This window comes from Pseudochelatococcus contaminans, assembly GCF_014195635.1.
In the GTDB taxonomy this organism is placed as follows: Bacteria; Pseudomonadota; Alphaproteobacteria; order Rhizobiales; family Beijerinckiaceae; genus Pseudochelatococcus; species Pseudochelatococcus contaminans.
This window is the reverse complement of the sequence record NZ_JACICC010000007.1, coordinates 139,912-154,737: the sequence shown is the minus strand read 5'-3', so window position 1 is coordinate 154,737 and position 14,826 is coordinate 139,912. Positions and strand designations below refer to the sequence as shown.

Sequence of the window (14,826 nt, the reverse complement as noted above, 5' to 3'; positions counted from 1 at the left end):
CATCATGTCTGCGAATGTTCCGGCTCATAATCAGCGCCATCATTCGCCCCACCAACAGCACACGCACAATGCCGCCCGAAGCTTGCGCGAGGCTTGCGTCAAGGCAAGAAAATACTGATAATTTATGTAAACAGCTAAATGTCATAAGCTTATCATGAATACCATGCAAATATTTTATATGAAATTATTTAAGAATTATCTTTTTTCACCAATGTAAAATGATTTATAATTCATATTTATTTTATTAAGGATACCAATAATGTCTATTGATATAAAGCATGCGATCTGGTGGGGCGCTCTTTCTGCGATTGAGCAATGGAAAAAGTCTCGCCATATTTCAGATGAAGCATTGGTTGAGGCCGCCAGAACTAAAAATCTCAATGGAAAGCTTATCCATAAGTTTGCCCTAGAATACCAGGTATTCCGTTTTCCACTGAACTTACATGATCGCCGCACGGAGCGCCTGCAAGCAATCGCAGAAGTACTTGAAATAAATTACTCCCCAAAAATCAATGACAATGATCATACTGCCGAACTGGCCCAAAGATGGTTCAAAACAATCGGGGATGTCCACGCAACGCTGGCCAGATATGGAGCAGCCGCAAACCTTCGTTCTTTCAGCATGAAGGCGCTCTGGCTGTATCAACCCGAGCACGCAACGATGTGGGATAGTTTTGCTGTTCGGGGATTGAAAAGCTTGGCCGACACCAAGCATCCGCGTGAAATTAAATCTGAAACAGCGGCCGCCGCCTTCCTGCACAGCTTTGAAGACATATTCAAACGCCATGAAGCCTTGATCAATTCTGCAATAAAGCCTGCCGAAGAGATAACGGGAGTTCGATACAAATATCCCCGCCGCGTTCTCGACAAAGCCCTCTGGCTGCTGGGCAACAAGGGTGAAGAGCAGAGAGATGCCGCATTCAACCGCCTGACCGGCCTCTACCCTGAAGCAACAGCAGAATTTCTAGGCACACCTCCGCACGCCTGAAGCCGACAGGGATTGCCCGGATCATTCCAGGGGCAGTTGCATGCCTTCGGTCAACCGGAATACGCCAAGGATACAGGCCGGATTGCGAACGGCAATCTGGATATGCGACTTCTTGTAGAAGCCGCCGTCTTCATAAAGCATCCCGCCTTCATGATACAATCCGCGAAGCGTATCCGCGGATTGCCCCTCTTCCTTCAACAATCCATGCAGAGTCCGGATAACGGCGCAATCGAGATTACGCTGCAACAGATCCTTGCCTCCGGCGTTTTTAGGCAAAGAGCCCTTCACGGCAGCCAACTCCCGCACCAGAGAAGCGTGGGCATCGGCTATGGCTTCAAGGCTGCGCTGGTTGAGCGTATCGATGCAATTTCCCAATGTCAGGACCGCACCGATGACAAATGGCCGTTTTAGCTTACCGCGCTTCTTTTGCTCCCCGGCAAAAGACCGGGCACGGTGAGGATCGTTTTCCCAAAAATAAATACCGGGGCCAAGCCAGTCAAAATCATTATTGCTCTGCTGCAAAAAAGCATCGCCACGCAAGACAGCCTCTCCGACCTCTTCGTCGCATCCATGATAACCTAAAGTCAGATTTGGATTCAATCTGTTGAATGGCATGGATCAATAACCATAAAAACTGAAATAATATACAATCAAAATCCTGCATAACAGAAATATCTCGTCAGCATAAATTTTATTTATGCTTCTTGCGAGTGCCCTTTTCCTTTTTTTCAGCAAGAAACTGCGGCAATAACTTACCATCAGAGCCAAGAATGCCGGCATTCATCAGAAATTCTATTTTTTCTTCAAGTGTTTTCTTCCTGAGCGCCTCCGCACTGCGTTTTACGGCAGCCACAGCCTGATCGGCAAAATCGGGATTGTAATAACGCATGACGACACCCACGGCTGATAATAACCAATGAAATTTACAGGGCGGAATAAAACACGCCACAATGATCATACACGCGATGTTAACGGAAAGACATCACCTGCGTTTCATCGTTTCTCATAATTCAGGCTGTCAGGCGGCGAGCATCATCGCCGCGCCTTTTGCGCCTTGCGATAGAGCTTGTGTGAGGAGCGCGGCAGCCCCCTGTCGCTGACAGCCCGCAGCAGATGGCCCAGCGAGGCATCGCCCGCACGCTCGGCAGCCCTGTCCACCGGCAGCCACTCTATTTCACGCTGCGACGCCTCCAGCCATTCCGGCGCGGAATCCATGACCCACAGCGGGTAAAGCTCCACATAGCAGCGCGTGCTGCCACCATCCTTCAGGCGCTTGTCATACAAATACGCGCCGACCGGGTTCTTGCCCGTGACGCCGATGACGCCCGCTTCCTCACGCGCTTCGCGTGCGGCCGTCTGTGAACCGGACAGCCCCTTGATCGGCCACCCCTTCGGCACGATCCAGCGGCGCGTTTCACGCGAAGTGATCATCATCACCTGCATGCGTCCGTCATCATCCATGCGCAATGGCAACGCGCCGAACTGGCGGCGGTATCCGGACTTTTTCTTTTCCATATCCGGAGGCTTCAGATAACAACTCATTATGGCTGCGCGACCTTCCCCCGTCTGTTGGCATTACCCGACATGAAACTGTATGAAATGTTTATAATCATCCATTAAAGCGTTTTCAAGCAAAGTGGATACCGCTTTGCGTGAAGAAAACGCGTCAAACCAAGAAGATAGACCATTTCGGCGTTTCAACGAAATGCCGAAATGGTCTAGGATAGACAATAGAGAAAGAACCCCGGACAAAACCTCTGGTTTGCGCTTTTCGGATATGCTTCTCATGCAAGAGGCACGTTTGCCGGCTCCAGAAAGGTTATTCATATCGGCCAATACGGTAACAACTTTATGACATTTGCGCACAAAATGCGACATATGTGGCGAGACGCAGAAATAAACACACTGCCTCTGCGGGTGGCAACGCCCCCTTAATCCGCCACATTTACACTGCCAAAAGGCTGCTGGTGTTCAGCAGCGCACGAAGGATGCAATGGGGATAGACAACGATCAGGACCGGCAGGGCCGCAGGGATCAGGGCCGCAGGCCCGCAGGATCGCGGCGTGAACCGCGCTTCGATTTTGGCGAGGGCGGCCCGGCGCATGATGATGGGGCAGAGGATTGGCGCCTCTCCGCGCAGGACCGTCTCGCCCCCCGCACCGGCGACGTTGACGACACCGACAGGAATGAAGAGATGGCACCCCGACAGCGCAAGGCTTCGACCGGCAAGGCATCGACCGGCAAAGCCGGCGGCAGAAACGGCGGGCGCTCTGGCCGCTCACGGCCACCGGCTCGCAAGTCACGCCGCAGACGCTCGCTGATCGGCACGCTGTTTTCCACCTTGTTCATGCTGGGCATCTGGGGGGCAATCGCCGTGGGCGCGGTTGTCATCTATCACTTTTCGCAGCTGCCGCCCATTGATACGCTGACCGTTCCGCGCCGCCCGCCGAATATCGCGGTGCTGGCGGCGGATGGATCGCTCATTGCCAACAAGGGTGACACCGGCGGCCAGACCGTGAAGCTGAAGGATCTGCCGCCTTATTTGCCCGAAGCCTTCATCGCCATTGAGGATCACCGCTTCTACGACCATTGGGGCATCGATCCGCAGGGCGTGGCGCGCGCGCTCGCCGCCAACCTCACGCGGGGCAGTGTGGCGCAGGGCGGTTCGACATTGACGCAGCAGCTCGCCAAGAACCTGTTCCTGACACAGGATCGCACGGTTTCGCGCAAGATCCAGGAAGCAATTCTCTCGTTGTGGCTGGAGCAGAATTACACCAAGGGTGAGATTCTGGCGCTCTACCTCAACCGGGTGTATTTCGGCGCGGGTGCTTATGGCGTGGAAGCGGCGGCGCTGCGGTATTTCGGCAAACCGGCGAAGGATGTCACGCTGGCCGAAGCCGCCATGCTCGCCGGACTCGTACAGGCCCCCTCGCGGCTGGCGCCCACGCGCAACCCGACGGCGGCGCAGGCACGCGCGCAAGTCGTGCTCACCCGCATGGCGGAGCAGGGCTTCATCACCGAGCAGCAAGCCAAAAACGCCCTGATGACCCCTGCCGAAGCCGTGAAACCCCGCGGCGCGGGCACCGCAAACTACGCCGCCGACTTCGTGATGGACGTGCTGGATGACTTCATCGGCGCGGCGGACACGGACATCGTTGTGCGGACCACCATCGAACCGGCGATGATCTCGGCTGCCGAGCGGGCAATCACGGATATCATCGCCAAAAAGGGTACGGAGGCGCACGTGTCGCAGGGGGCGCTGGTTGCGTTGTCGAACGATGGCGCCATTCGCGCGCTGGTGGGCGGACGCAACTACGCCACCAGCCAGTTCAACCGCGCCACCGCCGCGCGGCGGCAGCCGGGTTCGGCCTTCAAGCCATTCGTCTATCTGACCGCGCTGGAGCGTGGCATGACGCCATCGACCGTGCGTGTCGACGAGCCCGTCAATTTCGGCGGGTGGCAGCCACGCAACTTCAGCCGCAGATACAGCGGCCCGATGACGCTGGCCTCGGCGCTGGCGCAATCCACCAATACCATCGTGGTGAAGCTGGCAGTCGAGCTTGGCCCGAAAGCCGTGGCGCAAACCGCCCAGCGCCTTGGAATTACCTCGCCGCTGACAGCCAACGCCACCATCGCGCTGGGAACATCGGAAGTGAGCGCGCTTGAGTTGACCACCGCCTACACCGCCCTTGCCAACGGCGGTATTGGCATTGTTCCGTGGATCATTCGCGATGTCAAAACCGTGGATGGCCGGCTCGTTTACCAGCGCCAGCCGTTCGATCTGGGCCGGGTGATCGACGAGGCGAATGTCTCCATGATGAATTACATGCTGCATCAGGCCGTTACCTCCGGATCGGCCCGGCGCGGCGCGCTTCCCGGCTATGAAGTGGCGGCCAAGACGGGCACGACGCAGGAAACGCGCGATGCATGGTTCGTCGGTTACACCAGCGGGCTCGTCACCAGCGTATGGTTGGGGAACGACGATAACAGCCCGATGAAGAACGTTACCGGCGGCTCGCTTCCGGCAGAGGCATGGCATACCTTTATGGTGGAAGCGCTGAAGGGCGTTGAGCCAAAGCCCCTGCCCGGCAGCCCGTGGGCCGCGCCGGAAGACGCCCCCCTGCCACCGCCGGAAGCCATGCCACCCATGAACACCGCCCCGGAGAGCGGCGCGCAGACTGTGCAGCGCCCGGCACCGCAACGCGAAAAGAACTTCTTCGAGCGTCTGTTCGGCGGCTGATGTTTTTCGCGGGTGGCTCAGGGACAAGAGCCGCCCACGCTGAATTGTCAACAGGAGATTTTGGCAGGCACTGGCGTGAGACTCATCTGCCGCGCGTCGTGAGCGAAACGTGACAGCATGTCAATTGACGATCCAAACCCGGAAAATCCTGTATATCGACAGAAAATCTCGTAAATTCCGTAAAAAGAAGCCGAGCCGGCTTTCTCATGTGGCCGCGAAGGTGCCCGTTAGCCTGACATCGGGGAACATGATGCAGTTTCGGGGGCTTGGCGACCCTGTTCTGGTCCGTTATCGTTCAGCCAGCCGTGCGGTGAGCGGTTGAGTCGGGTGGTGCGTGAAACGCCGTCCCCACGTTCTCCGCCCGCGGGAGCGAGGACTTATGCAACAGACAACAACGATCCAGGCCGGTGAGCCTGCCGACCTGAAATTGCCGACACTGAAGCTTTCCGTTCGTGAGACATTCGGCATCGACTCCGATCTTGAGGTTCCCGCGTTCGCCGAACCGGATGAACATGTGCCGGACGCCGATCCCGATTACCTGTTTGACCGCGAGACCACACTTGCCATTCTGGCAGGCTTTGCGCGCAACCGCCGCGTGATGGTCACGGGTTATCACGGCACCGGCAAATCGACGCATATCGAGCAGGTTGCAGCCCGCCTCAACTGGCCGTGTGTGCGCGTCAACCTCGATAGCCACGTCAGCCGCGTGGACCTCGTGGGCAAGGATGCCATCGTGGTGCGGGACGGGCATCAGGTCACCGAATTTCGTGACGGTATTCTGCCGTGGGCGTTGCAGAACAATGTGGCGCTGGTTTTCGACGAGTACGACGCCGGCCGTCCGGACGTGATGTTCGTTATTCAGCGCGTGCTGGAAGTTTCCGGTCGTCTGACGCTTCTCGATCAGAACCGCGTGATCCGCCCGCATCCGGCCTTCCGCCTGTTCGCGACCACGAACACCGTCGGTCTTGGCGATACGTCGGGCCTGTATCACGGCACGCAGCAGATCAACCAGGGCCAGATGGACCGTTGGTCAATCGTCGCGACGCTCAACTATCTGCCGCATGACAAGGAAGTCGAGATCATCGCCGCCAAGGTGCACAGCTACCGCACCGCGCAGGGCCGCGACACCGTCAACCGCATGGTGCGCCTTGCCGGGCTGACGCGTAACGCCTTCATCAATGGCGACCTGTCGACGGTGATGAGCCCGCGAACGGTGCTGACGTGGGCCGAGAACGCCGACATTTTCGGCGACCTAGCCTTTGCGTTCCGCCTGACGTTCCTCAACAAGTGCGACGAGACCGAGCGTCCGCTGGTGGCCGAGTTCTATCAGCGCTGCTTCGGTCAGGAACTGCCTGAATCCGCCGCCAACGTGGCGCTGTCCTGACAGGGCCGCACGTCGGCAGCGGCGGGCGAAGCAAGTAACGGATGCGATGACGATCACCAACCAGAGGCGGTCCACGGGCGTACAGCCGAACGTGACGGAGCCGCTCAAGCAAGCTGTCGCCGGCACCTTACGCGGCATCGCCGGTCCGCTCGCGCGGGAACTTGAAGTCACGTTCTCGAACGACCGGCCATCGTTGACCGATGAGCGCGCCCGGTTGCCGGAACCACCGCGCCGGCCCTCGCCGCAGGACATCGCCGTGATCCGTGGCAATGCCGATTCCATGGCGTTACGCCTCGCGGTGCATAACAAGGCCGTGCATCAGAAGCTGGCGCCCGAGGGGGCGGCAGCTTTGGAAGCCTATAACGCGATTGAGCAGGCGCGTGTCGAGGCCATTGGCGCACGCCGCATGAGCGGCGTGGGCGCGAACATCGCCGCGATGCTTGAGGATCGTTATCATCGCGGCAACTATGCCGAAATCACCGACCGCGCCGACGCGCCCGTCGCAGACGCGCTGGCGCTGATGGTGCGTGAGCGCCTGACGGGTCTGAAGCCGCCGGCGGCAGCCGAAAAGATCGTCTCCCTGTGGCGCGATGCGATCGAGGCGCGGGCAGGCAAGGATCTCGACCGCCTTACCGGCAATATCGACGACCAGTTTGCCTTCGCGCGCAACATCCGGGAGTTGCTTGCCTCGCTTGATATGGCCGACGACGCCAACCTTGAGCCGGACGATAGCGACGACGGTGATCAGGACGAGGCGCAAGGCGAGGAAGAGAGCAGCGACGGCGAGGCCCAGCAGAGCTCCGACACGGAACAGGCTCGCATCGATGCCATGGATGCCAGTTCCGACGATATGGAGGAAGGCACATCCGAAGCGGACGACGCTCCGTCTGGAGAAATTCCGGAAGAGAGCGAATCCTCCGATGCCGAGGAGTCCGGCACGGCCCGTAACCCGCCGCAAGCGAATGCGGAGGAGTGGCGCGGCCCCGTATACAAAGCGTACACGACGCGCTTCGACGAGGAAATCGCCGCCGAGGATCTTTGCGACGCCGACGAACTGACACGGCTGCGTGCCTATCTCGACAAACAGATCGCCAATGTTCAGGGCGTTGTCGCCCGACTTGCCAACAGGCTGCAACGCCGCCTTCTGGCGCAGCAGAACCGGGCATGGGAGTTTGACCTCGAAGAGGGCATCCTCGATCCGGCTCGTCTAACGCGCGTCATCATCGATCCATTCCAGCCGCTGTCGTTCAAATTCGAGAAGGATATGGACTTCCGCGATACGGTGGTGACGCTGCTGATCGATAACTCGGGCTCCATGCGTGGCAGGCCGATTACCGTGGCGGCAACATGCGCCGATATTCTTGCGCGCACGCTCGAACGTTGCGCCGTGAAGGTGGAAATCCTCGGCTTCACCACCCGGGCCTGGAAGGGCGGGCAGTCACGCGAGGCGTGGTTGCAAGCTGGAAAGCCGCAGGGGCCGGGACGTCTCAACGATCTGCGCCATATCATCTACAAGTCTGCGGACGCGCCATGGCGGCGCGCACGCCGTAACCTTGGCCTGATGATGCGCGAAGGGCTGTTGAAGGAAAACATCGACGGTGAAGCGCTCGACTGGGCACACAAGCGATTGCTTGGCCGGCCGGAACAACGTCGCATCCTGATGGTGATTTCCGATGGTGCGCCGGTCGATGATTCGACGCTGTCGGTAAACCCCGGCAACTATCTGGAGCGCCATCTGCGCGGCGTCATCGAGGAGATCGAAGGCCGGTCGCCGGTTGAACTCATCGCCATCGGTATCGGCCACGATGTGACGCGCTACTACAAGCGCGCGGTGACGATCGTCGATGCCGAGGAACTCGGTGGTGCAATGACCGATAAATTGGCGGAACTGTTCGAGGAAAGCCACGGCCAACCGCAACAAGGCAGCCGCCGCCGCAAGCGGGCCGGTTGATTCTCTCGTCCATTCAAAAGAACAATACAAAAAGCCGGTCAGTATTCTGACCGGCTTTTTTCAGATCATTTTGATTCAGGGAAGCGGTTTAGCTACGCGCCCGCGACACGTCAACGGGTGCGATGAGACGCAGCAGCGCGCCGTAAGGCACCAGCATGAGCAAGGCCATGCCCACCTTGACAAGAAAATCGCTGACGCCCCACACCACCCACACCGGCGCGGTTACCTGCCAACCTGCAACCCCATAAGTTGCCACGTCGGTCACCACGCCTGCAAAGGCCAGTGAAAAGAACAGCGCGGTATCGATGGCTGAACCGATGATGCCCGAAGCAAGCGGCGCCCGCCACCATGCAAGACGGCGCAGGCGGTTGAACACCGACACATCCAGCAACTGGCCGACGAGAAAGGCGATGCCGGATGCCGCAGCAATGCGCGGCTCCGACAGCACAGCCGACATCACGACAGCGATCAGGAACCCCACCGCCACGAGGCGGCGCGCCGCCTGAACGCCGAATCGGCGGTTGGTCAGATCTGTAATGAGAAACGCCGCCGGATAGGTGAACGCGCCCCACGTCAGATAATCCTGCAAGCCCCACGGCGTGAATGGGTGTTGAACCGCAATGTTCGACACAACGACGACAGCGGCCATGGCAGCCACTGGCCACCACAACCGCTTCACTTCGTTACCGATACCGCGACCGATATCACGCATGGCACGCCCCTTGGCCGACAACCGTCGAGGGTCGGCGATCAGCTTGCCAGCGCTTCGGCGTGCTTGCGGGCGATCTCGCGCTTCAGCGCACGAGCGCCGAGCGACAGATCATCCTCACCGGCCTTGACGAGGAACGCGTCGAGACCCCCGCGGTGCTCGACCGAACGCAGGGCAGCCGCGCTGATGCGCAGGCGCACGGAGCGCTCAAGCGCCTCCGACTGCAACGTCACCTTGACGAGGTTGGGGAGGAACCGACGCTTGGTCTTGCGGTTCGAGTGGCTTACGAGATGGCCGACGAGAACGGCCTTACCCGTCAGTTCGCAGCGGCGCGCCATGACGATCATCCTTAATTAGTGCTTGGAGGGTGCCCGCACCGTCGCGCACTAAGCGCAAAACGGCAAAAGCCCGACGTTACCGCCGGGAATGCGGACATCCCATGTCCCATGAAAGATGCGGGTGTATAGTGTATCAGCGCCCCCGGCGTCAAGGAGCACACGGCGCTTTGTCATGCGGATGACGCAAAAGAAGCGTTCGGAATGGTTCTACGACCCGCCGCGCGCCCGGAAACGGCGGATTCGCGGCAAAAGCTGAAGAAAGCCCGGTCACGTTTACACATCGTTATCCATAGTGGGTGATTCTGTCCGATGTGGGCTGCACCAGTGATTCCATCGGCCCGCCTTTTCCCGTCTTTGCCGCGCGGTTGTGCGCGGCGGCGGGAGACGCCTCAGTCAAGGGAGTGATCGACGCATGATGCGGCACCTTATGCTCGCGGCGGGCTGCTTGAGTCCGTTGTTTTTCACTGCCCCGATGCAGCAGGCAGAAGCGCGGACGGCGGATAGCGCCGCCGCTTCTGAAAACAGCCAGCTCGAAACCCGATATGACGTGACGCTCATGGGCATGCAGATCGGCGTGGCGCGGCTCAACGTCGCAGTCGACGGCAATCGTTACAAAGCCGACGTCTGGACGCGCCTGACGGGGCTTGCAGGGGTCATGACGGATGGCAAGGGCGCTGGCAGCGCCTCCGGCTCTTTGTCGGGTGCTGCCGTGGTGCCGGCCAGCTTCGCCGTCACGACCGCGTCGGGCAACCGTTCCGTCAGCGTCCGCATGGCGCTTGCCGATGGCTCGGTGCGGGCACTGAAGGTCTCGCCCCCCGTGCCGAACCGCAAGGATCGCATCGCGCTGCGCGATGGCGACACCCGCAACATCGTCGATCCGGTCAGTGCGCTGCTGATGCCCGTGGCCGGCAAGGCCCTCGCCGGCGATCCGGCCGCCTGCAACCGCACGCTGCCGCTCTTCGATGGCTCCGCACGCTTTGACATTCCACTGTCTTTCGCCCGGGCGCAGAAGATCAACGGCCGCGCCTATTCCGGCACCGTCGCGGTGTGCTCGGGCCGTTATCTGCCAATTTCCGGCCACGTGGCCAACCGTGAAGATATCCGCTTCATGGAAAACAACCGCGATATCGAGGTGTGGCTGGCGCCATCGCCCGATGGCCGCCTGTTCCTGCCCTATCGCATTGCTGTGCGTTCACCCATCGGTCAGGTGGTGATCGAGGCAACCCGCTTTCCGGGCGGCGCTCCGAAACCTGATCTCGTTACGCCGACCTCGGCCACGGAGAAACGGCAATTGCGGGCGAGCAACTGAAAACGGCTTCGGCCGCAAAAGTGATTCGGCTTTGCATTCGCTGCTTTGGCCGCACGTGCATCGGCGGTGCCCGCCGTCGGCACATTGAAGCGCCGGATGCATCGCTGAAAGCCGATGCTTGGCCGCATATTGCTGATTTTACGCATTTTTCGACCGGAAATAATACCTGTTCGCAGCAGGATGCTCTGGCCTCCGGCGGTTGATGTGCTAGAGATGCGAGAGGCGTGCGCCTTTCCGGCATGCATTGCGCGTGCCGTGTGTTTCATGTTGCCCGGTGTTTTTTATGGTCATGTTCTGGCGGGACGCCCGGTGGATCACCTGCCCCCTGCAAAGGCAGGGCGCGGGCATCAACGGGCGGTGCGTCGTTCTGAACGACATCGCCCGGCGTTTCCCTGCCTGTGGAGTGTTCGTCGTTTCCCATGGCGCTTAGTCCTCTTCCCCGCTCGCTGCCGGCGCGCGTGCGTGCACGCGGCGTCACTGCCGTTCTTGGACCGACGAACACCGGCAAGACGCATCTCGCCATAGAGCGGATGCTGGCGCACGAAAGCGGCATGATTGGCCTGCCTTTGCGGCTGCTGGCGCGCGAGGTCTACAACCGTGTCGTGGAGCGTGCGGGCGCGGATGCCGTGGCGCTGATCACCGGCGAAGAAAAGATCAAGCCGCCCAACGCCCGTTACTGGGTTGCGACCATCGAGGCCATGCCGCGCGATATCGATGTGGCGTTCTGTGCCATCGACGAAATCCAGCTGGCCAGCCATTTCGACCGCGGGCATGTTTTTACTGACCGGCTGTTGAACCAGCGCGGCCGGGCCGAAACGCTGGTGATCGGGGCGGCCACCATGCGCCCGCTGGTGGAGCAGTTGCTGCCGGGCGTCAATGTCGTGTCGCGGCCGCGCCTCTCCAATCTGTCATTCGCCGGCGAGAAAAAGATTACGCGGTTGCCGCGCCGTTCCGCCATCGTCGCCTTCTCCGCCGAGGAGGTTTATGCCATCGCCGAACTGATTCGCCGCCAGCATGGCGGGGCGGCGGTGGTGCTGGGGGCGCTGTCCCCGCGCACGCGCAACGCACAGGTGGCGCTTTATCAGGATGGCGATGTGGATTATATCGTCGCCACCGATGCCATCGGCATGGGCCTCAACCTCGATGTCGATCACGTCGCATTCGCCTCGACGCGAAAGTTTGACGGCTTTGGCTTCCGCCCGCTCAATCCGGCTGAAATCGGCCAGATCGCGGGCCGCGCCGGGCGGCATATGCGCGACGGCACCTTCGGCACCACAGGCCGCGCGGAGGCTTTCGACGCCGAGACTGTCGAGGCCGTGCAGGACCATCTGTTCGAGCCCGTGCGCATTCTGCAATGGCGCAATCCGGACCTCAATTTTCACACCATCGGCAACCTCCAGGCCAGCCTGGCGATGACGCCCGGAGAGGCGGGTCTGACCCGTGCTCCGGTGGCGGAAGATGTGGCCGCGCTGGACGTGCTGGCGCGCGATCAGACCATCCGCGACATCGCGCGCGGCAAAAGCGCGGTTGAAAGACTGTGGGAGGTCTGTCAGGTTCCGGATTATCGGAAGGTTGCCTCCGCCGCCCATGCCGAGCTTGTCGGCACGATCTATGAGTCGCTGATGCGCCACGGCGCCATCGCCGACGACTGGTTCGCCCGTCAAATCCGGCTCGTCGACCGGATGGACGGCGACATCGATACGCTGTCCGGACGCATCTCGCAGGTGCGCACCTGGACATTCGTAGCGAACAGACCTGACTGGTTACGTGATCCAGACCATTGGCAGAACGTGACGCGTCAGGTAGAGGACAGACTATCCGATGCGTTGCACGAGCGGCTTGCCAGCCGTTTCGTGGATCGTCGCACCAGCGTTCTGATGCGCCGCCTGAGAGAGAACAAGATGCTCGAAGCCGAAGTCACCACTGCGGGCGATGTCCTGGTTGAAGGACAACATATTGGCCGCCTGCAGGGATTCCAGTTTGCGCCGGACGCCGAAGCCGAAGGACAGGTCAATGGCCAGGAGGCCAAGGCGCTGCGCGCCACTGCCCAGAAAGCGCTGACAGGCGAGATCGAAGCCAGAGCGGAAAGGCTCGCCAACAGCGGCGATGACACCTTTCTGCTTTCCAACGACGGCATCATCCGCTGGAATGGCGATGCGGTGGCCCGCCTCGTGGAAGGCGAAAAGCTCCTGTCCCCCGGCCTGCGCATCGTCGCGGACGATACCCTCGCCGCCGGGGCGCGCGAAAAAGTCGAGACGCGACTCACCACCTGGCTGAAGGCTTACGTCGCCCGGTTGCTTGGCGCGCTGGACCTCCTGGAAAACGCCGAGGAAGTCACCGGCCTCGCCCGTGGGGTCGCTTTCCAGATTGCTGAGTCGCTCGGCGTGCTGGAGCGCGCCCGTGTAGCGCAGGACGTGAAAAGCCTCGATCAGGAAAGCCGGGCCGTCCTGCGAAAGTTCGGTGTACGTTTTGGCGCCTACCACATCTACGTTCCGCAGCTTCTGAAGCCCGCGCCGCGTGCGCTGGCCACGCAGCTCTGGGCGCTCAAGCACGGCGGTCTCGACCAGCCGGGCATCGACGACATCGCCCACCTGGCTTCCTCCGGCCGCACCTCGTTCAAGGTTGAGTCGGAAATCGCCAAGGGTCTGTACAGGGCCGCGGGCTTCCGTGTGTGCGGCGAACGGGCTCTGCGCGTGGATATTCTGGAGCGACTGGCAGATCTCATCCGCCCTGCCATTGCCTATCGCCCCGGCGTAACGCCCGGCGAGCCGCCGGCAGGCGCGGCAGATGGCGATGGCTTCGTCGTGACAGTGGCCATGACGTCGCTTGCCGGATGCGCCGGGGAAGATTTCTCCTCGATTTTGCGTTCGCTCGGTTATGTGGTCGAAAAACGGACCGGCCCTGCGATCACCGTGGAGCTGGTTGCAGCGCCGCGTCTTGTGTCCGCACCCGTTGCGACAGACGACGAGGCGGTGCTGACGGACGAGACGGCACAGGAAGAACCGCAGGCTCCCGTTGGCGAGAGTGTTGTGGACGGCGACGCGCCCACGTCTTCAGAGGCGGCGGAAACCGAAGAGCAGCAGCCGGTAGCAGAAACGGCCGATGTCGCTGTGGCGGCAGAATCCGAGGCGGCAGAAGCTGGCGTCGAGACAGCGTCGCCCGCCGATGAAGCCTCGGCAGCATCATCTGTCGAGCCTACACAGGCATCAGCCACGACCGGCGAAACCGTTGCTGACACCACAGACTCCGCATCAGCCGAACCTACGGCCGCAAATGAGTCCGCCGAGCCTTCTGCTACGGAATCCACGGCAGCCGAAGGCGAGGCACCGCAGCCTGGCGACGAGGCAGTTGCGGAGACCTCAGATATTGAAATCTGGCGGCCACATCGGCATCAGCCCAATCAGCAACGCCATGGCGAACGTCGCGGCAGGGGCGGCGGCGGACGTGGACGCCCACAACAGCAAGGCGCCGGCCAGACATCCGGCGAAGGTGGAAGTGGCGATGCCCGTCCGGAGGGCGGATCGCGGACGGATGCCGACCAACAGCAGCGCCGGGATCGGCCAGAGCGGACCCGTCGTCTCGATGCCTACAGCGATGCCAGCCGGAATCGCGGGGGCGGACAGGAGGGCGGCGAAGGCGACAACCGCTCCGACCGCAGGGGCGGTCGCGGAGGACAAGGCAGGCCGCCAAGCAAGGGCGGATATGGCCAGTCGCACGCCGATCAAGGCAGAGGCGGACAAGGCAAGGGTGGCCAGGGTAAATCGTGGCAAGACCGCCGCGGCGCACCTTCCCGCAACGACCGCGCGCCGGATCCGGACTCGCCTTTCGCAAAGCTTGCAGCGCTCAAGCAAACGCTCGAGTCGCGCAAGAATGACAAGGATTGATGTCGGCGTGAGCCGGCAGATCG

At 60.9% G+C, this 14,826-nt stretch carries 12 protein-coding genes; 7 read left to right on the top strand and 5 right to left on the bottom strand.

The genetic code is table 11. The features are described from left to right. Positions 1-259: 259 nt before the first annotated feature. Positions 260-988, top strand: coding sequence for a hypothetical protein (locus FHS81_RS13785; RefSeq protein ID WP_183753910.1), 729 nt, complete (start codon positions 260-262; stop codon positions 986-988). A gap of 21 nt (positions 989-1,009) precedes the next feature. Here the strand turns inward: FHS81_RS13785 and FHS81_RS18745 are convergent, their stop codons facing one another. The 3 genes from FHS81_RS18745 to FHS81_RS13770 all read right to left on the bottom strand — a co-directional run bounded on the left by FHS81_RS18745 (position 1,010) and on the right by FHS81_RS13770 (position 2,503). Continuing rightward, complete coding sequence (locus tag FHS81_RS18745) at positions 1,010-1,528, bottom strand: hypothetical protein (RefSeq protein ID WP_246375020.1); 519 nt, start codon at positions 1,526-1,528, stop codon at positions 1,010-1,012. 151 nt (positions 1,529-1,679) lie between these two features. Next, entirely contained in the window at positions 1,680-1,889 is a 210-nt protein-coding gene (locus FHS81_RS13775; protein WP_210281702.1) for a hypothetical protein, read from the bottom strand. A 131-nt stretch (positions 1,890-2,020) separates the two neighbouring features. After that, the gene (locus FHS81_RS13770; protein WP_246375019.1) at positions 2,021-2,503 is read right to left on the bottom strand and encodes an NUDIX hydrolase; all 483 of its coding nucleotides are present in this window, start codon (positions 2,501-2,503) and stop codon (positions 2,021-2,023) included. A gap of 478 nt (positions 2,504-2,981) precedes the next feature. Here FHS81_RS13770 and FHS81_RS13765 point away from each other — a divergent pair, with 478 nt between their 5' ends. The 4 genes from FHS81_RS13765 to cobT all read left to right on the top strand — a co-directional run bounded on the left by FHS81_RS13765 (position 2,982) and on the right by cobT (position 8,563). Further along, entirely contained in the window at positions 2,982-5,228 is a 2,247-nt protein-coding gene (locus FHS81_RS13765; RefSeq protein ID WP_183753902.1) for a transglycosylase domain-containing protein, read from the top strand. Between the two features lie 124 nt (positions 5,229-5,352). Next, positions 5,353-5,550, top strand: coding sequence for a hypothetical protein (locus FHS81_RS18740; protein ID WP_210281701.1), 198 nt, complete (start codon positions 5,353-5,355; stop codon positions 5,548-5,550). Between the two features lie 57 nt (positions 5,551-5,607). After that, on the top strand, positions 5,608-6,612 hold the full coding sequence (gene cobS, locus FHS81_RS13760; RefSeq protein ID WP_183753900.1) for a cobaltochelatase subunit CobS: 1,005 nt from the start codon (positions 5,608-5,610) through the stop codon (positions 6,610-6,612). A gap of 46 nt (positions 6,613-6,658) precedes the next feature. Further along, positions 6,659-8,563, top strand: a complete 1,905-nt coding sequence (cobT, locus tag FHS81_RS13755; RefSeq protein WP_183753898.1) for a cobaltochelatase subunit CobT — start codon at positions 6,659-6,661, stop codon at positions 8,561-8,563. 88 nt (positions 8,564-8,651) lie between these two features. Here cobT and FHS81_RS13750 read toward each other — a convergent pair whose 3' ends face one another. Together FHS81_RS13750 and rpmB are read right to left on the bottom strand one after the other, a co-directional pair. Beyond that, a complete protein-coding gene (locus FHS81_RS13750) occupies positions 8,652-9,275 on the bottom strand; it encodes a queuosine precursor transporter (RefSeq protein WP_183753896.1) in 624 nt (207 codons plus the stop codon). Between the two features lie 38 nt (positions 9,276-9,313). After that, entirely contained in the window at positions 9,314-9,610 is a 297-nt protein-coding gene (gene rpmB, locus FHS81_RS13745; protein WP_183753894.1) for a 50S ribosomal protein L28, read from the bottom strand. A gap of 412 nt (positions 9,611-10,022) precedes the next feature. On the opposite strand from rpmB, the gene FHS81_RS13740 reads away from it, so the two are divergent. Next, positions 10,023-10,919: a DUF3108 domain-containing protein gene (locus FHS81_RS13740; protein WP_183753892.1), complete on the top strand. Its 897-nt coding sequence runs from the start codon at positions 10,023-10,025 to the stop codon at positions 10,917-10,919. 419 nt (positions 10,920-11,338) lie between these two features. Beyond that, on the top strand, positions 11,339-14,803 hold the full coding sequence (locus FHS81_RS13735) for a helicase-related protein (protein WP_183753890.1): 3,465 nt from the start codon (positions 11,339-11,341) through the stop codon (positions 14,801-14,803). Positions 14,804-14,826: the final 23 nt, after the last annotated feature.